General features: G+C 32.8%; 21 protein-coding genes. 7 read left to right on the top strand and 14 right to left on the bottom strand.

The window, feature by feature from the left end:
* Positions 1-13: 13 nt before the first annotated feature.
* Positions 14-2578, bottom strand: coding sequence for a translocation and assembly module lipoprotein TamL (tamL, locus tag H526_RS0126725; protein WP_027395734.1), 2565 nt, complete (start codon positions 2576-2578; stop codon positions 14-16).
* Between the two features lie 37 nt (positions 2579-2615).
* On the opposite strand from tamL, the gene H526_RS0126720 reads away from it, so the two are divergent.
* Complete coding sequence (locus H526_RS0126720) at positions 2616-3347, top strand: TrmH family RNA methyltransferase (RefSeq protein WP_027395733.1); 732 nt, start codon at positions 2616-2618, stop codon at positions 3345-3347.
* Positions 3348-3350: 3 nt separating this feature from the next.
* Here the strand turns inward: H526_RS0126720 and porT are convergent, their stop codons facing one another.
* From porT to H526_RS0126700, 4 genes are all read right to left on the bottom strand, one after another.
* The gene (porT, locus tag H526_RS0126715) at positions 3351-4073 is read right to left on the bottom strand and encodes a type IX secretion/gliding motility protein PorT/SprT (RefSeq protein ID WP_027395732.1); all 723 of its coding nucleotides are present in this window, start codon (positions 4071-4073) and stop codon (positions 3351-3353) included.
* Between the two features lies 1 nt (position 4074).
* Positions 4075-4803, bottom strand: a complete 729-nt coding sequence (ubiE, locus tag H526_RS0126710) for a bifunctional demethylmenaquinone methyltransferase/2-methoxy-6-polyprenyl-1,4-benzoquinol methylase UbiE (RefSeq protein ID WP_027395731.1) — start codon at positions 4801-4803, stop codon at positions 4075-4077.
* 126 nt (positions 4804-4929) lie between these two features.
* Positions 4930-5727, bottom strand: a complete 798-nt coding sequence (locus H526_RS0126705; protein ID WP_027395730.1) for an alpha/beta hydrolase — start codon at positions 5725-5727, stop codon at positions 4930-4932.
* 139 nt (positions 5728-5866) lie between these two features.
* A complete protein-coding gene (locus H526_RS0126700; protein ID WP_051336379.1) occupies positions 5867-6967 on the bottom strand; it encodes a serine hydrolase domain-containing protein in 1101 nt (366 codons plus the stop codon).
* Between the two features lie 333 nt (positions 6968-7300).
* On the opposite strand from H526_RS0126700, the gene trkA reads away from it, so the two are divergent.
* Together trkA and H526_RS0126690 are read left to right on the top strand one after the other, a co-directional pair.
* Positions 7301-8650, top strand: a complete 1350-nt coding sequence (gene trkA, locus H526_RS0126695) for a Trk system potassium transporter TrkA (RefSeq protein ID WP_027395728.1) — start codon at positions 7301-7303, stop codon at positions 8648-8650.
* A gap of 1 nt (position 8651) precedes the next feature.
* Positions 8652-10148, top strand: coding sequence for a TrkH family potassium uptake protein (locus tag H526_RS0126690; protein WP_027395727.1), 1497 nt, complete (start codon positions 8652-8654; stop codon positions 10146-10148).
* A gap of 21 nt (positions 10149-10169) precedes the next feature.
* Here H526_RS0126690 and H526_RS0126685 read toward each other — a convergent pair whose 3' ends face one another.
* The 3 genes from H526_RS0126685 to H526_RS0126675 form a co-directional block, all read right to left on the bottom strand.
* Entirely contained in the window at positions 10170-10448 is a 279-nt protein-coding gene (locus tag H526_RS0126685; protein ID WP_027395726.1) for a hypothetical protein, read from the bottom strand.
* Positions 10449-10642: 194 nt separating this feature from the next.
* On the bottom strand, positions 10643-11830 hold the full coding sequence (locus tag H526_RS0126680) for a pyridoxal phosphate-dependent aminotransferase (RefSeq protein ID WP_027395725.1): 1188 nt from the start codon (positions 11828-11830) through the stop codon (positions 10643-10645).
* A 43-nt stretch (positions 11831-11873) separates the two neighbouring features.
* Positions 11874-12974, bottom strand: a complete 1101-nt coding sequence (locus H526_RS0126675; protein ID WP_027395724.1) for a fatty acid desaturase family protein — start codon at positions 12972-12974, stop codon at positions 11874-11876.
* A gap of 136 nt (positions 12975-13110) precedes the next feature.
* Here H526_RS0126675 and rsmG point away from each other — a divergent pair, with 136 nt between their 5' ends.
* Positions 13111-13740, top strand: coding sequence for a 16S rRNA (guanine(527)-N(7))-methyltransferase RsmG (gene rsmG / locus H526_RS0126670; RefSeq protein WP_027395723.1), 630 nt, complete (start codon positions 13111-13113; stop codon positions 13738-13740).
* Between the two features lie 42 nt (positions 13741-13782).
* Here rsmG and H526_RS0126665 read toward each other — a convergent pair whose 3' ends face one another.
* From H526_RS0126665 to pruA, 3 genes are all read right to left on the bottom strand, one after another.
* Complete coding sequence (locus tag H526_RS0126665) at positions 13783-15045, bottom strand: MFS transporter (RefSeq protein WP_027395722.1); 1263 nt, start codon at positions 15043-15045, stop codon at positions 13783-13785.
* Between the two features lie 160 nt (positions 15046-15205).
* Complete coding sequence (locus tag H526_RS0126660; RefSeq protein ID WP_027395721.1) at positions 15206-15673, bottom strand: GNAT family N-acetyltransferase; 468 nt, start codon at positions 15671-15673, stop codon at positions 15206-15208.
* A 432-nt stretch (positions 15674-16105) separates the two neighbouring features.
* Positions 16106-17734 carry an L-glutamate gamma-semialdehyde dehydrogenase gene (gene pruA, locus H526_RS0126655; protein WP_027395720.1) on the bottom strand — a complete coding sequence of 543 codons (1629 nt, stop codon included), beginning with the start codon at positions 17732-17734 and terminating at the stop codon, positions 16106-16108.
* Between the two features lie 161 nt (positions 17735-17895).
* On the opposite strand from pruA, the gene H526_RS0126650 reads away from it, so the two are divergent.
* The gene (locus tag H526_RS0126650) at positions 17896-18615 is read left to right on the top strand and encodes an NRDE family protein (RefSeq protein WP_027395719.1); all 720 of its coding nucleotides are present in this window, start codon (positions 17896-17898) and stop codon (positions 18613-18615) included.
* A 64-nt stretch (positions 18616-18679) separates the two neighbouring features.
* Entirely contained in the window at positions 18680-19690 is a 1011-nt protein-coding gene (locus H526_RS0126645; RefSeq protein WP_027395718.1) for a DUF6695 family protein, read from the top strand.
* On the opposite strand, the gene apaG is transcribed toward H526_RS0126645, so the two are convergent.
* From apaG to H526_RS0126630, 3 genes are all read right to left on the bottom strand, one after another.
* A complete protein-coding gene (gene apaG, locus H526_RS0126640; protein WP_027395717.1) occupies positions 19665-20051 on the bottom strand; it encodes a Co2+/Mg2+ efflux protein ApaG in 387 nt (128 codons plus the stop codon). The genes H526_RS0126645 and apaG overlap by 26 nt on opposite strands.
* Position 20052: 1 nt before the next feature.
* Positions 20053-21117, bottom strand: a complete 1065-nt coding sequence (locus H526_RS0126635; protein WP_027395716.1) for a DUF3667 domain-containing protein — start codon at positions 21115-21117, stop codon at positions 20053-20055.
* Positions 21118-21408: 291 nt separating this feature from the next.
* Complete coding sequence (locus H526_RS0126630; RefSeq protein WP_035086827.1) at positions 21409-22677, bottom strand: type IX secretion system plug protein; 1269 nt, start codon at positions 22675-22677, stop codon at positions 21409-21411.
* Between the two features lie 189 nt (positions 22678-22866).
* On the opposite strand from H526_RS0126630, the gene H526_RS0126625 reads away from it, so the two are divergent.
* The gene (locus tag H526_RS0126625) at positions 22867-24219 is read left to right on the top strand and encodes a Na(+)-translocating NADH-quinone reductase subunit A (RefSeq protein ID WP_027395714.1); all 1353 of its coding nucleotides are present in this window, start codon (positions 22867-22869) and stop codon (positions 24217-24219) included.
* Positions 24220-24223: the final 4 nt, after the last annotated feature.

The raw sequence follows: 24223 nt of genomic DNA, 5'->3' as shown, positions 1-24223 counted from the left end.
ACGATGATTGTTTTTAGAAAGGATAATTGATTCCAACATTGTATACACCTTCCGAAAAATTATATCCTTTAAACCATCGTCGATCCTCTATTCTAGCAGGATTAAATGTTTTGAAACCTAAATCCAATCTAACTACAAAGAAGTCAAAATCATATCGAAGTCCTAAGCCACTACCCACAGAGATTTCTTGAATATCATCCCAACTAGAAAATACAGCATCTTCTTCTTCTACACTGTCTAAAACATTCCAGATATTACCAGCATCTACAAAAAATGCTCCGTTAAGAGAACCTAAAATATTATATCTGTATTCTAAATTTAACGCAATTTTCATGTTAGCTTCGTTAAACTCATTTCTGCCACCACTACTTCCTGGGCCTAGGTCATATGGAAGCCAAGCTCTATTATCATTAGGACCACCGCCAAAAAAACTTCGAGCAAAAGGGATGCTATTTGCATTTCCAAAGGGTAATGCAATTCCACCGAATGCTCTAAAAGCTAATACTCTTTTTCTTCCAAGATCCCAATGTTTGATATAATCTAGTTCTGTCTTAGCATACTGTGAAAATTCAACACCAAATACTTCAAAACGATCACGTGAATTTTCTTTTAGACCAGCTAGATTAGAAACAGTGTTTAGGACATTACCAGCGAATTCTATTTTTGCTCTGAATCTTGAAAAGTTTTCATCATAAAGATTTTCTCTGTTATTTTTTAAATATGTATAACTAGATGCAAAAATTAGGTTATCCTCGGTTAATCGCTCTTTTCGTTCATTAATATTACTAATTTCTTGTAATTGATCTGTAGTTAAATCACTATCAGGTGCTGTTCCTAGCGATTGTGCTATAAAACTATTTGCCCCAGATGGAATTGATAAGATGTTTTCACTTGTGTTATCTGGATCGAAGAAGGGTGAATTAGAATCTAATACTTCTGTTGCAATATTATTAAGTCTGTTAAAAGAATTAGAGTATACATTAAAATAATTACCCGTATTAAGGTTACGAACATATTGAACGTTTACTAAGTCAATTTGATTAGTAAGCTTGGTGCTAGGTTTCCATTGATAGTTAAATATACCAGAAGCATTTTGTTTGTCAAGTCCAATGTTTTGTTGTGAATTGATACCAAAAATCAAGTTCGTAGTCGGCGACATGTATTTTGGAATAATTTTTCTTGTTTGGATAGGAAAAATTATTTTAGGAAATGATAGTTTAAGATCTACTCCAATCTCCGATATATCAAAGAACTGTCCATTTGGATCTACTGGATCCTTAGAAGAACCGACACTACCTCTTGCAGAGATTTCAAAAATTTCTGCTCCTCCAAATACGTTTCGTATTAAGAAAGAACCGCTAAATCCAATTCCAAACACTTGGATATTAGAAGTAGATACATCAAATTCTACATTGGTACTATATTTTTTTCTTGGTGTAAGTAAAACACTTGCGATAAGGTCAGTTCCTTCGGGGTTATCGGGGTCAATACTGTATCTTATATTTGGGTATTTAAAAGTTTTAAGATTGTTGATCTGGTTATAAGTAAGAGTTCTGTCTTTATCTTTAAAAATCTCTCCAGGTGTAATTAAAATAGAATTTGTTATTGCTTTACGCGTATATCTAAGTTTGTCATAACTGTAAATATTATATCCGTTATAAGAAACACTGTCTTTAGGTATTGCGTTTCTGTTTTGATAAGAATAGTCTGTGAATACGTTTACTTTGCTTATTTTGTGAACTTTAAAAGGCAGCCTCTTAGTTTCTTCGCCTTCTTTAATTTGTCTGTTTTTGATCAGTAAATTAAGTTGTATTTTTTGGTCAGTATTGACAGTGTCTGCATCGAATTTGATGTATTCTTTTTCGAAATTATACAATCCAGAATTTCTATATAAATTAGTAAGTCTTTCTCTTTCTGATTCGATGTCTAAAGTTCTGTATTGTTTTCCGGTTACTATGTTAGATTTTTTTTGATGTAGTTTATATATAGAATCAGCAGCTTTAGACTCTATTTTAGTGTTTAGAGAATCAATAAAATAGGGCTTAGAAGGTTGGATGTAATATGATACAGAGGCTCTTTGATCTTCGTTCAAGTTTATTTTGTAGTCTGTTTTTACATTAAACCAACCATTATTCCAGTAATAAGATTGTAGTCTTTTTACAGATCGTTTTGCTTTAGATTCATCGATTATAGTTGGAGTCTCTCCTGCTTTTTTTAGCCAGTTATTAATTCCTGTATATGCTACACCCAGTCGATTAACTTGTTTTTTAGATAAAAAGTTATTTAATCTTCGTTCTCTATTTGGTTTATTATGTAACCAATTTTGATATGAAGAGTCAGGGTTTACTTTAGCAAGATTATAAAGATGAAGTCTAAAAGGAGTCCAAGCAAGTTTAGAATTAGGTTTTTGATAAAGCTGATTGTATAATTTAGAGTCGTTGGTTTTAGTGCTGTCAACAAAAATTTCATTTTTAGTCAACAGGTATTCTTCCTCTGGCACTCTTTTAATCGCATTACAAGAAATTAAAAAAATTGTAGATATTACAACAAATACTATTTTTGTGAGCAGGTGTTTCAATCGAGATTCATTATTGTGTCAAAAATACATTATTTGTATGGTTAGCAAAAACCAAAAGAAATTAATAAATAGTTTACATCAAAAAAAGTACCGAAAACAACATGGATTATTTGTTGCAGAAGGTAAAAAGGTAATTAATGAGTTGTTAGAAGCTGATTTAAAGCTTCATTCGCTTTTTGCTTTAGATGCTTCTTATTTTAAATTAAATTCAGAAAAAGTTTTCATAGTTACAGAAACTGAGCTTAAAAGCATCAGCTTTCTGACGACTCCGCAATTTGCAGTAGCTATATTTTATATTCCAGAAGCTCAATCGGTGACGAACAATGGGCTAGTTTTAGCATTAGATGATGTTAGAGATCCAGGAAATTTAGGAACAATTATAAGGCTGTGTGATTGGTTTGGTATAACAGATTTAGTTTGTTCAGAGCAAACAGTTGACTGTTTTAATCCAAAGGTCATTCAGGCAACAATGGGATCTGTAACAAGAGTTAATATTGTTTATACGAATCTGGAGCATTTTTTGATTTCTAGAAGAGGAGAAATACCAGTGTACGGTACTTTTATGGATGGCAATACGATTTATGGCGAACAATTACCTGAAAAAGGAATTATTGTTATGGGGAATGAAGCGAACGGTATTTCTTCTGATATAGAACATTTAGTGAACGAAAGGATTTCAATACCGAGATTTGGAACTACTCCAGTAACAGAAAGTCTTAATGTAGCTACTGCAACTGCAATTATTCTAAATGAATTTAGACGAATTTAAAAACTACTGGAAAGTGAAATTAATAAAAAGTCCTCTTGACGACATTTTATCAATAGCAGCAGTGTAAGGGCTATTAGGGTCGTTATCGGCTACTAACTCATCAGACATAGCGAATACTCCTCTAATAGAAGGTGTAAATTTGAAATAGAACATGTAAAAGTCTATTCCAAATCCAAGTTCGAAATAATTAGTATTCGTTTTAGTTCTAAATTGTCCTACACTATTATCGTCGGGGTTATCTTCATTACTAGATAAGTTTATAGAAGTAGATACTCCTCCAACAATAAAAGGTTTAAAATTATTAAGTCTTTTGGTAGATATTTTTAATAAAAGAGGAATGTGTACATAGGTTGATGTTACTTCTCTAAACCTTTGAGAATCTTCAAAATCTGGTCCGGTAAAGGTAAGGTCTCTTCGTACAAAAGATACCTGAGGTTCTAGTCTAAGATCTAGGTAATCATTGATTCTCATATTACCTAATAATCCTACATTAAAACCTATAGATTTTGCTACCTGAATATCACCATCCAATAAAGGTTCTTCTCCTTCTGGTGTAGCTTTATAATCAAAATTAAAATCATAACTATTAAACCCAAGGATATACCCCCAACTTAATCTAGGTTTATCATAATTTTGAAGATTTCTAACTCGTTCTTTAGAAAACAATTGTGCACTCACATTCTGAGTACAAACGATAACAGCTATTGCTATAAAAACTCTTTTCATATTATTTTGTGGCTGTATAAATTGTGGCAACACCAAAAGTTTGCGGATTATCCTCGACTTCTATAAACCCAATTTTTCTCAAAATATTGTTGAAAGCATCTCCATAAGGAAAAGCTGCCGCACTTTCGCTAAGATATGAATATGCAGATCTGTCTTTAGAAAAGATCTTCCCAATTAATGGTAAAATTAAAGAAGTATGTAGTTTATATCCTTGTTTATAAGGTGTTTTGGTGGGTACAGAGGTTTCTAAAACAACGAAAATTCCTCCAGGTTTTAAAACTCTGTATATCTCTGATAGACCTTGATCTAAATCTTCAAAATTTCTTACGCCAAAAGCTACAGTAATTGCATCGAAATAATCATTATCATACGGTAAGCTCTCTCCATCTCCTTTGACCATAGAGATTGTCTTATCTAATTTTTTTGCCTTTATTTTATCTTTTCCAACTTCCAGCATTCCTGCGGAGATGTCTAATCCGATAATTTCTGAAGCACCTGTTTTAGCTAAGTTTATAGCTAAATCTCCGGTTCCGGTCGCAACATCTAGAATGCTATTCGGTTTTGTGTCTGCAACTATTTTTACAACCTTTTTACGCCACTTTACATCAATTCCAAAAGAAATCACTCTATTAAGACCATCATAATTACCAGAAATAGTATCAAACATTTCTGTAACCTGTTGTTTTTTGGTCGTGTTTTTATCTTTGTATGGCGTTATTTTTTCTGACATTCAAAAAAATTTAGGCAAATATACATTTTTGATATGGATCGTAGGAAAAGAATGTCATTAAGTTGTTATTAGCTTATTGTTTTACTTCTATTTATCAATTTTGTAATTAATGTTTGTTTATAAAATTTATTCTATCATTTCATTGATTTTTTGTAGTATTTGTTCCTTTTTGTATTTAAGTGCGTGTAGGTGTTCTCCTTTAAATTCTAGAAACTCTTTTGGCTCCGATGCATTGTTGTATACGGTTTCGCCTTGTGTAAATGGTACATCTTTATCTTCTTTGCTATGCAAGAAGAGTTTAGAAATTTTATTAATTGTTTTTATATCTTCTTTTGCCGCGTAGGGAGAGATATAGTTTTTTTCTAAAAAATCTTTGTACTCAGGTACATGATACATAGCGATATCTGTAAAGGATGCTATAGTTCCTTCTAGCACTAATCCTTCAATTTTATCTTGATGATTTTTGGCTAGTAAAGTAGCGATTTGAGTTCCAATAGAGACTCCATATATTATTTTTGGAGTTTCTTTTATTCCTTTTTTCTTAAGAAGGGTTTCGAAGAATAATTCACCGTCTTTAGCTATGTTATTGTGTGTAGGAGTTCCTGTTGATTTTCCGTACCCTCGAAAATCAATCATAACTACCTGAAAGTTGTTTTCTGCTAATATTTGTGTTAAGGGGAGGTAGTATGTTATATTCCCCCCAGCTCCGTGAAAATAAAATATAGTTGCTTTTGGTGTTTCTTTTGGTTTTAGAATTAAAACAGAAATTGTATCAGTTTCTGTCTTGATCATTAATTCTTCATGATTTTTCCATGTTATCTGGCTTAAATCTTTTTTTGGGAAATAGAATTTATCGTCCATTTGTGCTTGGACAAAAATAAATTTAGTAATAAATAATGCGAGTAATATAAGTTTCGTTTTCATAAATAAAAAGTTAGTATTTATACTGCTAAGATGTTGCTATTGCAGAAATCTTAAAAAGAATAATTACTGAGTTGTAGTTTTTAGCTTATGAATTGTGTTTAGAAATATTTCTTTTAAAAAAAAGGAGATTACGAAATTGTTATTTTACTTCGTTATTAGTTTTTATTAATTCAATAATAGTATTTCTTAAAGCGTGAATGTTTCCACTTTTGTTGTTTGTTAAAATAATAATGGTAGTACTGTTTAGTTTATTTTTACTTATGATAGATTCATAGTTACCACTAGTTCCATGATGTGTGTGTTCTATTATTTTTTCTTTTTCATAGGTGATATTTCCTAACGCGGATTGCATGTTATTCCTATCTAAATTTGCAGTTTTGCTAATCTTGAGTAATGAATTTTTATTGATGATATTACCAGAATGCAGGTTTTTTATAAGTTGAAAAAGGTCATTAGTTGTAGTGGAAAATAGAAATATAGGAGATTTTATAATGAATGGAAGTTTGTCTTCTTCAAATTTGTTGTTAAATGGAAGGGCCATGGAATCCCTATTCTTGTATGGAAATGAGGTGTTAAATGTACTTTGTTCTAAATGTAGAGGTTTTATTATGTTTTGGTTTACATAAGAAGAGAAGGTTGTATCTGTGATACTTTCTATTATTTTAGAAAGTAAGAAAGGGCTGAAATTTGTGTATATGTAATCTTCTCCAGGTGTAAATTCTAAATTAGATATTTCTGATAAATCATTTATTAGGTTTTGATCATTTATTATTTTATGTTTTCTCCAATCAATTTTAGGTAATCCGCTTGTGTATTGTAAAAGATTAATAATCTTAATATTGTTAGACCAATCCGGTAAGTAACTAAGGTGTTTTTTAATGGGGTCGTTTAATTGTAAAAGACCTTTTTCTTCTAATTGCATAATTGCAATTGCGGGAATTTCCTTGTAAATAGAACCAATATTAAATCTGTCAGTCTCTTTAAGAATGTTTTTTTTGTAGCCATCAGAAAAGCCAAATTCGTTTTTGTATATGATTTGGTCATTTTTAGCTATTAAAATATTTCCATTAAATTTTCTGTTTTGATGCAATGATTTTAATAATGAATCTATTTTATTTTCTATAATATGATCACTTTTGTTTTCCGTTGAAGAGGTGTTGTTGTTTGTTGTGTTACAACTAACAGTGAATAGAATTGAAGAAATTATAAATATTGAAATACTTAATGCAGAATGTTTCATGATTGTTTTTTGATTGATGATGTTCTTTTAAGACGGTTAAAGTATGTTTTTTGTTACAGATGTGTTTAAGTATTATTAATGATTCTGTAGTTTAATGATTAGTTGTCTATGAATGCTGGTACAGCGGATTTTTGGTAAGCTCTATGTTCTTGTTAATTTAAATGGAATAGTAGATATAAAATAAGTGACTAGTTATTAATTGTTTTATGAATTAATGAAATTCCACTATCTTTGTAGGCTTTTATTTTTCAGCAAGAAATTTTCACTTTGTTATTAAGGGGATTTTGCTGAAGTTTAATTTTATCTTTTGATGATAAATAACAGAAAACACAGATGAAAATTATTATTGCCGGTGCTGGTGAAGTAGGATTTCATTTGGCAAAATTACTTTCATTTGAATCTCAGGATATTACCCTGATTGATCCTGATAAGGAATGCTTAAATTATGCTGATAGCCATCTGGATATTAGAGTGATTAAGGGAGATGCTACCTCAATAAGTATTTTAAAAGATGCCAGAGTACAGAATGTTGATATGGTGATTAGTGTTACCTCTAGTGAGACTACCAATATTACCGTATGTGTTTTAGCAAAACAATTAGGTGCTAAGCGAACAATTGCCAGAATTTCCAATACAGAATTTATAGAGAATAAAGAAGAAGTTGGTTTTATCAAGTTTGGAATTGCTGAATTGATTTCTCCAGAAGCACTAGCGGCAAGTGAGATAGAATTATTATTAAATCAATCGGCTTTTAGTGATAGTTATGAGTTTGAGGATGGTGCACTAACCATGGTAGGAACGACTCTTTCTAGCAGCGCATTGTTTGTGGATAAAACTGTTAGAGAGGCTGCCGAGATTTTTCCGGAACTTCATTTTATGCCAATAGCCATTCAAAGATCGGGAACGCAATACACAATAATTCCTAGAGGAGATACAAAATTTAAGGAAGGAGATCAGGTTTATTTTGTTACTTCTAAAGGAGGAGTAGATGAGCTTTACAAGTTAACGGGTAAAGTAAAAGAACAAATTAAAAAAGTGATGATCTTGGGAGGTAGTAAAATTGGACATAAAACTACCTGTGATCTATGTGATCATAAATTTAGAGTAAAGCTGATCGAAAGTGATAAAGACAAAGCATTTGACTTAGCGGACGATTTACCAAATGCATTGATTATTAATGGGGATGGACGAAATGTAGAATTGCTTGAAGAAGAGAATATAGATGATATGGATGCGTTTATTGCAGTAACAGGTAACTCTGAAACCAACATCATGTCTTGTTTAGTAGCTAAATCTAAAGGAGTGCGTAAAACAATTGCCTTGGTAGAGAATATGGATTATTTCCAGCTTTCTCATTCTATAGGTATTGATACATTAATCAATAAAAAACTATTAGCAGCTAATAATATTTTTAGATTTATCCGAAAAGGAGAGGTAGTTGCTATGACGAAGCTTAATAATATGAATGCCGAGTTGTTGGAGTTTATTGTAAAACCAACTTCCGAAGTAAGTGATAACCTAATTAGAGATCTTGATTTTCCTCGTTCCGCTATTATAGCTGGAGTTATAAGAGATGGAGTTGGGATGATTCCTTTAGGAGGTTTTTATATTAAAGCAGGAGATCGAGTAGTGGTATGTTGTCTACCTAAATCTATTAAGAAAATAGAAAACCTTTTCTTGTAACATGTCCAAACTAAACTTTAAAATTATTACTCATATTATGGGGCTTCTATTGCTCTGTAATGGAGGTTTTATGCTAATAGCAACCATTGTAAGTTTTATTTATAAAGACGGTGTTACAATGCAGATAATGTTAGCAGCATTATCGACTATGTTTGTGGGTATAATTTTAATGTTTCTTACTAAGGAACATCAAAAATCAATAAATAAACGAGAAGGGTATATCGTTGTTACATTTGGATGGATATTCATGTCTTTAAGTGGAACGCTACCGTATATATTTTCTGAAGCAATTCCATCATTTACCAATGCTTTCTTTGAGACAATGTCTGGTTATACTACAACCGGAGCCTCTATCCTTAATGAAATAGAAATTGTTCCTAAAGGTGTTCTCTTTTGGCGTAGTCTTACACATTGGATCGGTGGAATGGGGATTATTGTTCTTGCTGTAGCTATTCTTCCGTTGTTGGGAATAGGAGGGATGCAGTTATTTGCAGCAGAAGCTCCTGGTCCAAGCGCTGATAAGTTACATCCAAGGATCACTGATACTGCAAAAAGGTTATGGCTAATATATTTTGGGTATACAGCGGCAGAGACAATCTTATTGAAACTTGCCGGGATGGATTTCTTTGATGCGATAAATCATGCACTTAGTACATTGTCTACAGGAGGGTTTTCTACAAAAAATGCAAGTGTCGCTTATTGGAATGATCAACCCTTAATACAGTATATCATTATTTTGTTTATGTTCCTTGCAGGAATGAATTTTATCTTGAGTTACTTTGGTTTTAAAGGAAAATTCGGAAAATTTCTTAAAGACGAAGAGTTTAAATGGTACGGAATTTCTATAGTGGCTTTTACCGCTATAGCCGCATTAATTATTTATTTAAAAGCAGATCCAGCGAATTCTGTTATAGATCATCCTATGGTTTTTGGAGAGGCAGAAAGCGCTTTTAGGCATTCTTTGTTTCAGGTGTTGGCTGTTATTACTACTACAGGTTTTGTTTCTGCTGATTTTACGGTTTGGACTCCTTTTTTGAAGATAGTATTCTTTGGATTAATGTTTTTAGGAGGTTCGGCGGGATCCACAGCAGGTGGGATGAAAATAGTAAGGCATCTTATTACAATTCGTAATGGTATTTTAGAATTTAAAAGGACATTACATCCTAGAGCTGTGTTGCCTGTGCGTTATAATCAAAGAGCGGTTTCTAAAGAGATTGTGTTTAATATATTAGCATTTTTTATATTGTATATGTTATCCTTTATAATAGGGTCTTTAGTGTTAGGAATGTTAGGACTGGATTTTGAAACTGCTATAGGTGGAGCTGCCTCGTCTTTAGGGAACGTTGGACCTGCTTTAGGTAAGCTAAGTCCTGTAAATAATTTTGATGTACTGCCAGCCTTTGGTAAATGGTGGTGTTCTTTTCTAATGCTTATAGGAAGATTAGAGCTGTTCACAGTTCTTATTTTGCTTACTCCTTTCTTCTGGAGGAACAGATAGTATTTTATCGTAGTTGAATAATTAATAAGATTCTTCCCAAGGGCCAAAAGCATATGGGTTGATATGCCAAAGCTCTGCGACTTTTTTAATAGTATCCTTTACACAGCCTTTTACACTTTGTAGGTATTCTGGTTCGATAAAAAAGATATCAAGAATTGACTCATAATATGAAACAGTATCCTCTACATCAGAAGGAGTATAGTTTAGAATTTCATCTTCGGAATAAGGGCTATTAAAATTTTCTTTAAAAATTTCAAGCACATTTTTTTGAACAATACGTTCTTTTTCAAGAATGTCCATAAATACAAAAGTAGGTTTTAAGATTGTTATTTATGTTCAAACTACAATTATCTCTTCTTAAGTGTTTTCCCCAAAACATTTAATATAGCAATCTAATAACTCAAAAAACAGTAATTTATTTTTAGGAAAATAAAAAGCCGATAATTTTTATTGAATCATCGGCTTTTTAATAAAAGTTATACAGTATTGCTAATTTAGCTTAATGCTTTTTTAATTCTATTGATTGCTTCTTTGATTTGCTCTGTACTTGCGGCATAAGAAATTCTAATACAATTTCCATTCCCAAAAGCATCTCCAGTTACCGTAGCAACATTCGCTTGTTCTAATAAAAACATAGAGAAATCAGAAGCGTTTTTTATTATATTTCCATTAATAGTTTTACCAAAGTAGTAAGAAACATCGGGGAAGACGTAGAATGCTCCTTCTGGTTCATTGCATTCAAATCCCGGGATTTCGGCTAACAAATCTAAAATTAATTTTCTACGGTTTTTAAATTCATCAACCATGTATTGGATTTTACTAACCGGAGCTTCTAAGGCTGTAATTACTGCCCTTTGCGCAATACAATTAGCGCCACTAGTTACTTGTCCTTGCATTTTATTACAAGCTCTAGCAATCGCTTTTGGAGCTCCTATATATCCAATTCTCCATCCAGTCATGGCAAAAGCTTTAGCAACTCCATTAACAGTTACCGTTCTCTCGTACATATCGTCAAATTGAGCCATTGAAGCATGATCACCAACATAATTAATATGTTCATAGATTTCATCACTAACGACAATAATATCTGGGTATTTTTGAAGAACATCTGCTAATGCTCTTAATTCATCTTTGCTATATATAGATCCACTTGGGTTACAAGGAGAGCTATACCAAATCATTTTAGTCTTAGGAGTTATGGCTTTTTCTAATTGATCAGCAGTCATTTTAAAGTCATTTTCTATCGAAGTTTTAACTTCTACAGGAACACCTTCTGCTAGTTTTACAATGTCACTATAACTTACCCAATAAGGGCATGGGAGTATAACTTCATCTCCTGGATTTAAATATACCTGAGCTACATTGTAAAGAGATTGTTTTGCACCAGTCGATACAACAATCTGGGAGTGATCATAACTTAAATTATTGTCTCTTTTAAACTTTGTTATAATCGCGTCCTTTAATTCTACATATCCATCTACTGGAGTATAAGAATTATAATTGTCATTAACAGCCTTAATTGCGGCGTCTTTAATAAAATCTGGAGTATTAAAGTCAGGTTCTCCTAAACTTAAACCGATAATATCCTTTCCTTCTGCTCTTAATTCTCTTGCTTTTGCAGCCATTGCTAAAGTTGCAGAGGCTTTAAGCTTGTTGATTTTGTCTGATAATTGAATGCTCATTTCCGATACTTGTGTGCTCATTTTGGTAATTGGTAAATAAAAGTTATGACTGCATCGCGGGTTTAATCCCCATTTCTTTTAAGTGTTTGAAATGGGCGACAATCGCTTTGCGAGTGGTTTTGTATTCATTATACGGTAAATTAAATTCTTGCGCAGTTTGCTTAACAATTTTAGAAATTTTAGTATAATGGATGTGACTAATATGTGGAAAAATGTGGTGCTCCACTTGATGATTTAACCCCCCGGTAAACCAGTTGATCAATCTGTTTTTTGTCGAAAAATTTACAGTAGTAAATAACTGGTGTATTGCCCAAGTATTTTTCATAGTTCCTGTAGTATCAGGAAGCGGCATTTGTGCTTCTTCTACCATATGCGCTAATTGAAAAACAATACTTAAAATAAGTCCTGCTACATAGTGCATCACGAAAAAACCTATTAGGATTTTCCACCAAGAAACAGACATGATAATCATTGGGATAACAATCCAGATCAATACGTAAATAATTTTTGTAATTACAATAGTGCTCCATTGCTTTAAAGGACTTGGTAGCTTCCCATATGCTAGTTTACGTGCTAAATACCTCTTAGTTTGTTTGAAATCTGTAGTTAAGGCCCAATTAAAAGTTAATAAACCATATAGAAACACTGAGTAATAGTGCTGAAATTTATGGAACTTCATCCACTTTGCATGTTTGGTAAAACGTATAACTCTACCAGCATCCATATCTTCGTCATGTCCATGAATGTTAGTATATGTGTGATGAAGTACATTGTGTTGTACTTGCCAGTTATATACATTTCCGGCTAGTACATACATGCTGCTACCCATTAATTTGTTGATCCATTTTTTAGAAGAATATGACCCATGATTTCCATCATGCATTACATTCATTCCTACTCCAGCCATACCAATACCCATTACAACTGTAAGTAATAACATCCACCATTGAGATATATTTAGAGTAAGTATTAAGAAATATGGCGTAAGAAATATTGAAAACATAATAATAGTTTTCAAATGAAGTTTCCAGTTTCCTGTACGTTTAATGTTATTTTCTTTGAAATATTGATTCACACGTTTGTTCAGTGTTCTGAAAAATTTTGCGGAATCTACTCTACTAAATTTCACGGTAGGTGTAGTCATGGGCTTTGTGTTTATGACTTAACGTTATTCGTCATAATTTATTCGGTAAAGTTAGGTATTTAAATTTTTTTAACTTCTTAAAAAGTAGTAAAATATATTAAGTTAACATGTATTTTTGCTGTTTAAAATTTACTGTATGAATATTCTACTTACATATTTCCCCGATTTAACAGATGATCAAATACAAAAGTTTACGCAACTGGGTGAATTATATAAAGATTGGAATGCTAAAATTAATGTGATTTCTAGAAAGGATATTGATCTATTATATGAAAGACATGTATTGCATTCTTTGGGGATTGCTAAAATTCAAGGATTTAAAGAAGGTACAAGTGTGTTGGATGTTGGAACAGGTGGTGGATTTCCTGGGATACCGTTAGCTATATTATTCCCAGAAACTCAGTTTTACTTGGTAGATGTAATTGCTAAAAAAATACGTGTTGTAAATGAGGTTTCTAGTGCTTTAGGCTTGGAAAATGTAAAAGCAGAACAACGCAGGGCAGGAACATTCGACGAGCGCTTTGATTTTATTGTAAGTAGAGCAGTTACTAATATGCCCGATTTTGTAAAATGGGTTAGAAAGAATGTAGCTAAAAAATCAATACATGAATTATCTAATGGTATTTTGTATCTAAAAGGAGGGGATTTAACAGAGGAACTAACCTCATTCCCCAAAGCAACACAGTATAATTTACAAGACTATTTCGAAGAAGATTTTTTTGAAACAAAAAAAGTAGTACACCTCCCAATAAAATATAAGGTATAGCTGATATACTATCAGTGAAAAAAACACTTTAGAATTGGTGTTTTAGGTTGTTTTCTTTTTGTATAATTTATGGTAATACCAAGCAGCAATACCTCCTGTACAAGAAAATATAGCCAGCATCCAGAATACATGTTGGTGCCCAGTAATACCTGGAGAATTGTCTAAAAGATATCCATAAGCAAGTCCTGCGAAGATATCTGGAGTATATCCTATCAGTGATATAAGACCTACAGCGGTTCCTGTGAGAACTAGTGGGATTTTACCCCTCTGCATTACTGCGAAATACAAAGAACGTGCTGAGTATACTCCAGTTGCTACCACTAATATCGAAATAAAGAATAATAGCGTTTCAGAATCCGAAATGATATCAAGCGCAAATAATAAAGCTCCGATAAAGGAGACTACAAAACTAATCACCAGCCAAAAAGTGGTTTGCGTGCGATCCGCCAATACTCCAATTAACACTCCGATAATCGGGCGAACAAATAGTAAAAAAGTACCTACCTGAGCGGATTCTACTTGGTCATATAGCATCACATCCTTAGCGTAGAGCGAAAATACATCCGTGATTTTGTAACCTACGTATGCACATAGGATAATGATCATTAATAGCCATACTGAGGGTAGTTTTAATACTTCTAAAATTTGCGATGTTGTTATTTTTTCAAGGATAATTTCTTGTTCTGTTTCGTGGTCAAGTTTCATAAAAAACCACGCCGCTAAGCCTATGAGAGCTACAATACCAGCAGACACCAGTATTACTTGCTTAAATGCTACTCTACTTTCAAGAACAGTGACTTGTGATGCATCTGAGGTTATGAACAAAGAGAATATAAAGACACCCATGGCTCCAAACAGTGCTCCTACTAATCCGCGTCCACCATCTAAAAAACCAAAAGCCTTACCCTGAGAAGTAGATCCACCCCAAACCCGTGTAGCTTTGATCATTGGTGCCCAGAATAAAAAAATGGTAGTAAATCCCCAGTAACCATATAATATTTTTAATGTTGTATAATCAGGAAAAGTAGCGTAGACCAAGCCTCCTAAAGCGGTCATCCATAGTGCGACGGCGATCAGTTTTCTTGGGGGAAATTTATCCGCTATAGGCCCTCCAAAAAGATAAGATAATAGGGCCACAATACCATATACAAAAAAACATTCTCCTAATTGAAAGTTGTTCAAGTTAAACGCTTCCAGTACTGTAGGTCTAAATACACGTGAAAGAACAAACGGAAGGATAAATACTGACTCGCCCGCTAGAATAAGTAGTAAAAGAAAATACCAAGGTGCTTTTTTTTGATTCATACGGTAAAAGAATTAGGCTTATAGGAATAATCGTGTAAATGCTTGCTAAAGATAACGTTTGTAATTGTTTTTGGTGTCAAACAAGAATTTTCGTTAATAATGAAGATGCGTTCTAACCTCGGTTGGAATGATAGAAGAGCTAAAAAATGAAATCTTGTTATTAAGACTTATCTCCTGAATTAATTCGCATACGAACCAGATATTTTTCAAAACCAGCTTTTTCATAGGCTCTTATGGCACTTGGATTTTGGTCATAAACATCCAACTGTATTTCTGTAATATCTTTAGTCGAGAACCAGTTTGATAGATACTGAATTATATTTTGACTGATTCCTTGTCCACGAAACTCATCTTTTACAAACATAAAACCAATATATCCCATTGTATCCTGTTTGAAGAATTCTTTTCGCTCTCTGATCTGTCCGTAACCACTGCCCACTACTTCTCCATCAATCTCGGCAACAACTACTTCTGTGTGATTAGATTTTATGTACTCGCTAATGTTATAATAACTTATTTTTTCTTCGGTTTTAAGCGTAATATCCATTGGACGTTCTGCTTCAATGATGCCTTGCTCAAATTCAAGTAGGGTTGGAAGGTCTTCAATATGCGCTGGACGTATTATCATTTTTTATTTTTTTTGAAAAATACTAATAATTGAATATAAGAAAAGTATCGGTTGTGCTACTACTATAGTAACAAGAGAAATAAGACGGACAATTAATACAACTTCTTCTATGCCCTCAGTAGATTTAGAAATAGAAAGTAAGAAGGTAAAAATAAATATCAATGTAGCGGTAATTGTGGAGATCACATGGATATTAGATAGTAATGATGTTCTTTTTTTATTTAATTTATGAACGGTAAAATAAAGTAGTCCAATACCTAAGAATAAAATAGATAAAAATGTAAAAAAATGAGACTAATAAATCACAAAATAAGTGTCGTGAACATTAATGTCTAATGTTTCTTCGTCAAAAGAAAAACCGTATATCAATAAAATTGGAGTCAAACTCCAAAAAATGATATACGGTTTATGTGTTATGTACTTCACTAGAGACTATTCTCCTAAGAAAGGGTATCTATAATCTGCTGGAGTTACAAAAGTTTCTTTGATTGTGCGAGGCGATACCCAACGTAATAGGTTTAGGTAAGATCCGGCTTTATCATTTGTTCCAGATGCTCTTGCACCACCAAAAGGTTGTTGCCCTACAACTGCACCAGTTGGTTTGTCATTGATGTAGAAATTACCAGCGGCATTTTGTAATGCCTTTGTAGCTTCTGCAGCAGCGTATCTGTCAGTTGAGAAGATTGCCCCAGTTAATGCATATTCACTAGTCTGATCTACTAAGGTTAATGTTTCTTCCCATTTACTATCGTCATATACATAGATGGTGATTACTGGTCCGAAAAGCTCAGTGCACATAGTTGTGTACTTAGGATCTTCTGCAAGAATAACCGTTGGCTCGATAAAGTATCCTTTAGATTTATCATATCCACCACCAGCAATTATCGTTGCTCCATTGTCTTCCTTAGCTTGATCAATAAATTTAGCAAGTTTATCAAAAGAACCTTCATGAATAACAGCAGTAATAAAGTTGCTCATATCCTCTGGTGATCCCATTTTGAATGACTTGATATCTGCTTTTAAGAACTTTTCTACATCTGCCCATAAACTTTTAGGGATGTAAGCTCTGGAAGCAGCACTACATTTTTGCCCTTGGAATTCAAAAGCTCCACGAGAGATTCCTGTAGCTACTTGCTTAGCATTTGCACTAGGATGCGCAACGATAAAATCTTTTCCACCTGTTTCACCTACAATTCTTGGGTAGGTTTTATAATTATGGATGTTCGTTCCAATTTTAGCCCAAATATCTTTAAATACATGGGTACTACCGGTAAAGTGAATACCAGCAAAATCAGGACTTGCTAATACTGTGTCGGTAATCATAACAGGATCTCCATATACTACATTAATAACTCCATCAGGAACTCCTGCTTCTTTAAAAATATCTATAATTACTTTTGCAGAATAAATTTGACTATCACTTGGTTTCCAAACAACAGTGTTTCCCATTAATGCAGCACTAGCTGGTAAATTCCCTGCTATTGCAGTAAAGTTAAATGGAGTGATTGCATATACAAAACCTTCTAAAGGTCTGTACTCTAGTCTGTTCCAAGCGCCAGAAGTAGAATCTGGTTGATCTTCATAGATCTGAGTCATAAACTCTACATTAAAACGTAGGAAGTCAATGAATTCGCAAGCAGCATCAATTTCTGCTTGGAAAATATTCTTAGACTGCGCTAACATAGTCGCTGCATTAATTTTTGCTCTATAAGGACCAGCTATTAATTCTGCTGCTCTCAAAAATATAGCTGCACGTTGTTCCCAAGCTAGGTCAGCCCATTTTTTACGAGCTTCTATTGCAGTATCTATTGCTTTTTGAATGTGTTGCTTTTCGGCTTTGTGATACGTTCCCAATAAATGTTTATGGTCATGTGGTGGTGACATGGTTCCTGTGTCACCAGTTCTGATCTCTTCACCATTTATGTATAATGGGACATCTATAGATGAATTATACATTGATTTATATGTTGCCAAAACTTCTTCTCTCTCGGGAGTCCCTGGAGCATATGACTTTACAGGCTCATTTATTGCTGTTGGAACTTGAAAAAAACCTTTTCCCATAGTTACGTGTATTTTAGTTTAATTTGTAAGATGTGTTAGAATACTTCAAGCGGCAAAGATAGGAAATTATGTAGGGTAATGTTTATTTTAACCTTTTATAAACATGTATAGTGTGTATTTTTTTTTGTAAGTTGTGCAAAATTTATGCGACCCAAAAATCTATGTGTACAGTAACGTTGATTCCCACTCAAGAAAACGGTTTTATATTAACCTCTAATCGAGATGAAGCATTAAACAGAAAAACTTTAGCTCCTGAGTTTTATCAAGTTGATAAAACCAGAATGTTATTTCCAAAAGATGCGGTAGCTGGAGGAACTTGGATTGGAATTAGTGATAAAAATACAATGATCTGTCTTCTTAATGGAGGCTTTAAAATTCATGAAAGATTAGCTTCTTACAGGCAAAGTAGAGGAGTAGTAGTTAAAGATTTGTTAGGTGCTAGTAATTTGCAAGATGCAATTATGAACTATGATTATAAAGGCATTGAACCGTTTACTATAGTTGCTGCAAATTGGCAATCAGAATTAGAATTTTTTGAATTAGTTTGGGATGGTAGGCAAAAACATTTTAGAGTACTAGATAAAGAAATTTATATTTGGTCATCTTCAACTTTATATACTTCCGAAATGAAGGGTAAGAGAGAAGATTGGTTTGAAGTGTTTGAAAAAGAAAATGTATTAACACCAGAAACTCTTCTAGATTTTCATAAGAATGCAGGGGTAGGAAATAAGGATATAGATTTACAGATTGATAGAGGTTTTTTAAAGACTAGAAGTGTGACTCAGGTTGTTAAAAATAACGAAGAAGAACTTACAATGCGTTATGAGGATCTTCAGAATTCTGAAGTAAATATTGTTACTTTTGAAGCAATAACGGCTTGAAAGTAAATTATGAATGCAATCTTACATTTGAAAATACGTATAATATTAAAATTTTAAGCGTGTGATGAATTACACGGGTAAAATAATTTCCCTAGCTTTTCCAGATACTTTTGTTCGTTTTTCTGACGAGGAAAAAAAATCTACCAGTTTGTTGCAATTCTTTGGATTGGGAAAAGGAGGAGTTATTAAGGCTGGTCATGCTGCTTTTGTTTTAATTGAGAATAAAACAGGAATAGCAGAGTACTATGATTTTGGGCGTTATATAACTCCACCCGGAAAAGGAAGAGTAAGAAGCGCTGAGACTGATGTGGAGCTTGAAATTCCTTTTAAAGCGACTTTTACTTCAGAAGGTAAATTGTCTAATGTTGATCAATTTCTGTTATGGTTGGAAGCAAATCCCGAAAAAACGCATGGTAGTGGGCGATTAGTTGCATCTGTATGTGATTATATATATTATGATAAGGCAAAAGAATATGTGTTGGAAGTCCAAAATAAAGGAAGTATCCCATATTCTACGTTTAGAAAAGAAGGTAGTAATTGTTCTAGGATAGTCACAGATACGATCTTAAAAAGCACTGATAAATCCAAAATAAGAACCCCGTTATTGCGAAATAAATTGTTTACTCCAAGTCCTTTGGGGAATGTAGAAAAAGGGTCTATGGAAAATAAAATTTATCAGGTAGAAAGTGGTAGTCTAATTGAATATCCAAATTCTGTTTTTATAGAGAATCTTACCAATTATTTTGACAAGAAAACACCGAATTTTGTTCAAAAGAAAAAAAATGTATTACCTGTTTTTTTAGAACAAGCTTGTTTTCTTACAGGAATCGGTAGTGGAGCATATTTCGTTATGAAAGAATCTTCTGAAAGTTTATTATTTGAAATAAGACGATATACCGAGTATGGACAAGAGGATTTTAGAGGGTTGTTTGAACCTAAATCAATGTTTGTTTATAGTAAAAGCTATAAATTCGTTTTTGATTCACATTGCAAATACTGCCATATCGAACAGGATGGGAAAGTTATAAGATTTGATTTGATAAAGAGGCTTAATTTAGCGCAAAAGGAGAGCTGAGTTTAAAACTGGGGATGATTACCTTAAATTTTCTTGTAGAAGTAAAATTAACCATGTTGTAATGTCCTTTCATTGCGCCAAATGGAGAACTTAAAAGACATCCGCTATTGTAAGTGTGAGATTCTCCTGGTTTTAAAACGGGTTTTTTGCCAATAACACCTTCTCCTTCTACAATTTCAGTGTTACTTAACGCATCTTTTATTTCCCAAAAGCGAGAAGTAAGTTGTACTGAATCTTTACTTTGATTTTCTATGGTGATACGATATCCAAAGGCAAAGTGCATCTTATAGTTCTTAAAGAACGTACCTTCAAAGGTGGTGTCCACCGAAATTTTTATACCTCTGGTTACTTGTTCAACCATATTAAAAAATAAACATTGATCCAATGATCGTAATTAAAGATCCTATACTTGCTAAGATAAAAAATAATACGTTCACTAACAGAAATTTAACAATAGTTTTAGCTCTTTTTTGTTGGTAAAAATTACGCATTGCCTTATATAGATAAAATAGAAAAATGAACATCGCAATGCTAGATGCAACTTCACTTTTGGTGATTTGATCAATTAAAATAGCAATTCCCATAAGGATGAAAAACATGGTTTGAGTATGAAAAATGAATACAAGATGCTCCATGTAGTTAAAAGGTCTTCTTATGTATATAATCCATATTGTTAACGCAAAAAAAGGAAGAAAGAAAAAGATGATGAAGGGTAGTTTGTTAAAGACAAACTTAAGAAGTTCCATCGGGTTTTCGTTTAGGTTTTTTGTCCTAATACTTCTTTTGTATAAGTATTTGGTATATCCATTTTTAGAGTGCTTTAAACTGTCTAAAGCAATACTTGCAGATAATTGCTCAGTTTTTTTATAATGTGATTTATATGTTTTCCAACGTTTGTTTAAAGCAGTAAACATATCCATGGTGTCTAGCTGTTTCTCACTAAAATATACATAATCATTATCGTCTTTATTGTCAGAAGTTGATGTAGTGTCATTAGTTGTTGTATCGTTTTGTTGATCCTTATCTTGATCAGATAAATTTATCTCTAATACTTCTTTGTCTTGATCATTATTCTTAGTAATTATAGTGTCAAAATCAATAAATAAACCACTTATAATAAAAAATAGTATTGATACACTAAGGTAAAATCTAAAAGGGTTGGCATATTTTATTCTTCTTCCTTCGATATAATCTTTAGAAATCATTCCTGGTCGAAATAACAAGCCAACTACAGTGTGTCTTAATCTGGAGTCATATGAAAATATACTCGCAAAAAACTCATTAAAGAAATCCTTAAACGATAGTTTTTTGGTAGTGTTTATTTGACCACAGTTATGACAATATCGATCAATAACATCTAGAGGTACGTGGCAGTTTAAACACTCGTTTCCTCTATATTTTTTAAGAAATCTCCCCTTTTCTTTCATGTATAGTTCATGGTTTGCGTAATGGGACTAAAATAACAGTATTTCGTTACAAAACATAAAAATTCTGAATGTCTTTAAAATAGAATAAAATCGGTATTAGTTAATGCGGGTAATACTAGTAACAGTAGTATAGCGAAAAGAAGTATTGTTATCGTGTTTAATGTCGAAAAAAGTTGGTGGTAGTTAAATGAAGCAACTTATAATCAGAGTGTATTGTTAATTTAGTGTTTGTAATTAATAATAATTCAAACACTTCTTGTGATCAAGGATGAAATGTAGGTTTTAAATTTCTTAGTTTGTTATATTTCTAGAATTGCCAATACCTTTGCCAATTGCTCTGTCATATCTTGCTCCTGGTGCTCGATAATAAGGGATGATCATATATTCGTTCTCGGTTTCATCAAAGTTTCCGCTGATAAATCCAGGATCAATAGTGCCGTCTGGATTTACTAAGACATATTTGTAATTATTAAATCCTTGTTTAAATAATTTTTTCCCGAAGTAAATACCATTTTCTTTATCATAAGTCAATCTTGTAGAGTCGTCTATAACGTAGTTGTTGAAATTTCCATATAGATGAATTTCTCCTCCATTAAGAGGTTCGTAGCATTCTAGAGAAAAATGCATCCAGACATAATCAGCTTCAGTGTTGTTATTTTCGGCTCTCAAATTTCTTACTACAAAACTACCATTAATGTCCGGGTAGTAGGTGTATATTCTATTGGCTCTAACAATATCTGTATATAAATAATTGTGGTATATTTTCTGAAGATCGATACTTCTTATGTTGGCAGTTGGAGATCTTACTTCTTTGCTGTCAAAGAAAAGATATTCATTGCCACCCCAAAAACTTGATTCTACATCGTATTTATATACTAAACTGTTCGCAATTGTAAATTGTGGTACGAGATCCGTAATAGCATTTTTTAAATCATTGTTTTGAATAACTAATGTTTTTAAATTTCGTTTTGGGTTTTTTAGAATCTCATTAGGAGAGCTTATTTCGAACTGTACTGATTGTCTGGTGTCAATATATTTTAAGTTTCTTGATCTCTTTGTGTATGCTTTTATACTTGTTACACTTTCGTATACTATAAATTTCCGGGAAAATACGATTTCATCATCCTCGTCATAAATTTCTATCATATAGTTACCGCTTACTTTTAATCCTTTTGTGTCTTCGTTTGGGATTCTCAAAGTGTAGTTGCTATACATCTGTAGGGTGTTAAAAGAATTCTCGTAGTTTACGATTCTGATATCGTCAAAGCCATTTAAGTATTCGTTTTTGTACAAAACAGAAGGAGTCCAGTCAAAATTATAGTGAGTGATTTTGTAGTAGTAATCTACTTCGTCACCATTGATATCATCAAATCTAATATGAAGAGGTTCTCCGAGTTTTAGAATAGGTGTTCCAGAAAATTCTTCGCTACCAAATAGCTGAATGGTTTTGATGTGATCAGGAGGGTTTACTTCATTTGTAACTTGCTGAGCTGTAATAAAAAATGAAGAACTACTAAATATTCCTAGAATTAGTAAGAATTGTTTAAGATTTTGTGACATTAAATGAATTTTTAGCTGTGTAAAGATAAACAAAATGTATGCCTAAAAATGAGTTGATGATTTTAAAGCCTAAAACTTGTTATTTAGAAACATTATAAATAAAATCTTATAAGAGTGCTAGCTTTCACTTACGTGTTTTAATTATTAAATTTGCACGATTTTTTTAGTTAATTAACATAGACTACAAATATGTCAAAAGACATTCGTATCAGAAAGGGCTTGGACATTAAGCTTGTTGGCGAAGCAGAGAAAGTTACTGCAGAAGCTACCAAAAGTAATGTTTACGCAATTAAGCCTGACGATTTTCACGGTATTGTGCCAAAAGTTATTGCCAAACAGGGTACAGAAGTTAAAGCCGGCGAACCCTTATTCCATTCTAAATCTAATGAAAATATGCTTTTCCCTTCGCCAGTAAGCGGGGAGGTTGTGGAAATTGTTCGCGGTGCTAAACGAAAAATATTAGCATTTAAAATTTTAGCAGATAAAGAGCAACAATTTACAGACTTTGGAACAAAGGATGTAAAGTCAATGAGTGGAGATGAGATCAAATCTCACTTGCTGTCTTCAGGTTGTTGGCCTTTTATCAAACAACGTCCATATGACGTTATAGCTAATCCTGATGTTGCTCCCAAAGCAATTTTTATATCTGCGTATGCAACAGCTCCTTTAGCAGCTGATCTAGCTCACGTATTAGCAGGTAAAGATAAAGAGCTTCAAGCAGCAGTAACTGCGTTAAGTAAGTTAACAGAAGGAGATGTTCACGTGTCTGTGGGGAAAAAGGATAATTCACCTTTTAACGGGTTGGATAATATTACCTTACACAATGTAAGTGGCCCTCATCCTGCTGGAAATGTTGGAGTACAAATAGCAAAAGTAGATCCGATAAATAAAGGAGAAGTTGTATGGGTAGTCAATCCACAAGATCTTGTTGTTATTGGTGAATTGTTACTAACTGGTAAGTTTAACGCTGAACGTATCATTGCGTTGGCTGGATCTTCAATAAAAAATCCAAAATATTTTAAAACTAAAATCGGTGCAGAAGTTTCTTCTGTTATTTATGATTCTGGTGTGAAAGATAATAATATTAGGGTTATAAGCGGAAATGTTCTTACAGGTGATAATGTAAAGCCTGATGGTCATTTAGGATTTTATCACGATATGATTACTGTGATTCCAGAAGGTGATGATTATGAGTTGTTTGGATGGAATAAACCAATTTTTAATAAGATATCTCCGTCTAGAGCGTTGACTTTTTCTTGGTTATTTCCGAATAAAAAATATGATTTAAATACCAATACAAACGGTGAACATAGAGCTTTTGTAGTTACCGGTAATTATGAAACTGTTTTTCCTTTAGATATTTATCCATTGCAGATCTTAAAAGCTTGTGCGGTTAACGATCTAGATGCTATGGAACAATTAGGAATGTATGAAGTAGCTCCTGAGGATTTTGCATTGACTGAGTTTATATGTGTTTCTAAGCAACCACATCAGCAGATCATTAGAGAAGGACTAGATTTAATGTTAAAAGAAATAGGATAAGGTC

Source organism: Aquimarina latercula DSM 2041 (assembly GCF_000430645.1).
Lineage (GTDB): Bacteria > Bacteroidota > Bacteroidia > Flavobacteriales > Flavobacteriaceae > Aquimarina > Aquimarina latercula.
Note: the sequence above shows the minus strand (reverse complement) of the source record. Positions and strands in the feature narration are given on the sequence as shown.

Excerpts from the sequence above, each read along its gene's own strand:
- H526_RS0126625 (WP_027395714.1), top strand. The coding sequence starts at position 22,867 with ATGTCAAAAGACATTCGTATCAGAAAGGGCTTGGACATTAAGCTTGTT.
- pruA (WP_027395720.1), bottom strand. The coding sequence starts at position 17,734 with ATGGGAAAAGGTTTTTTTCAAGTTCCAACAGCAATAAATGAGCCTGTA.
- apaG (WP_027395717.1), bottom strand. The coding sequence starts at position 20,051 with ATGGTTGAACAAGTAACCAGAGGTATAAAAATTTCGGTGGACACCACC.
- H526_RS0126635 (WP_027395716.1), bottom strand. The coding sequence starts at position 21,117 with ATGAAAGAAAAGGGGAGATTTCTTAAAAAATATAGAGGAAACGAGTGT.
- H526_RS0126665 (WP_027395722.1), bottom strand. The coding sequence starts at position 15,045 with ATGAATCAAAAAAAAGCACCTTGGTATTTTCTTTTACTACTTATTCTA.
- H526_RS0126650 (WP_027395719.1), top strand. The coding sequence starts at position 17,896 with ATGTGTACAGTAACGTTGATTCCCACTCAAGAAAACGGTTTTATATTA.
- porT (WP_027395732.1), bottom strand. The coding sequence starts at position 4,073 with ATGAAAAGAGTTTTTATAGCAATAGCTGTTATCGTTTGTACTCAGAAT.
- H526_RS0126700 (WP_051336379.1), bottom strand. The coding sequence starts at position 6,967 with ATGAAACATTCTGCATTAAGTATTTCAATATTTATAATTTCTTCAATT.
- H526_RS0126675 (WP_027395724.1), bottom strand. The coding sequence starts at position 12,974 with ATGACTACACCTACCGTGAAATTTAGTAGAGTAGATTCCGCAAAATTT.
- H526_RS0126685 (WP_027395726.1), bottom strand. The coding sequence starts at position 10,448 with ATGGACATTCTTGAAAAAGAACGTATTGTTCAAAAAAATGTGCTTGAA.
- H526_RS0126720 (WP_027395733.1), top strand. The coding sequence starts at position 2,616 with ATGGTTAGCAAAAACCAAAAGAAATTAATAAATAGTTTACATCAAAAA.
- H526_RS0126690 (WP_027395727.1), top strand. The coding sequence starts at position 8,652 with ATGTCCAAACTAAACTTTAAAATTATTACTCATATTATGGGGCTTCTA.
- rsmG (WP_027395723.1), top strand. The coding sequence starts at position 13,111 with ATGAATATTCTACTTACATATTTCCCCGATTTAACAGATGATCAAATA.
- H526_RS0126630 (WP_035086827.1), bottom strand. The coding sequence starts at position 22,677 with ATGTCACAAAATCTTAAACAATTCTTACTAATTCTAGGAATATTTAGT.
- H526_RS0126705 (WP_027395730.1), bottom strand. The coding sequence starts at position 5,727 with ATGAAAACGAAACTTATATTACTCGCATTATTTATTACTAAATTTATT.
- H526_RS0126660 (WP_027395721.1), bottom strand. The coding sequence starts at position 15,673 with ATGATAATACGTCCAGCGCATATTGAAGACCTTCCAACCCTACTTGAA.
- H526_RS0126680 (WP_027395725.1), bottom strand. The coding sequence starts at position 11,830 with ATGAGCATTCAATTATCAGACAAAATCAACAAGCTTAAAGCCTCTGCA.
- trkA (WP_027395728.1), top strand. The coding sequence starts at position 7,301 with ATGAAAATTATTATTGCCGGTGCTGGTGAAGTAGGATTTCATTTGGCA.
- ubiE (WP_027395731.1), bottom strand. The coding sequence starts at position 4,803 with ATGTCAGAAAAAATAACGCCATACAAAGATAAAAACACGACCAAAAAA.
- H526_RS0126645 (WP_027395718.1), top strand. The coding sequence starts at position 18,680 with ATGAATTACACGGGTAAAATAATTTCCCTAGCTTTTCCAGATACTTTT.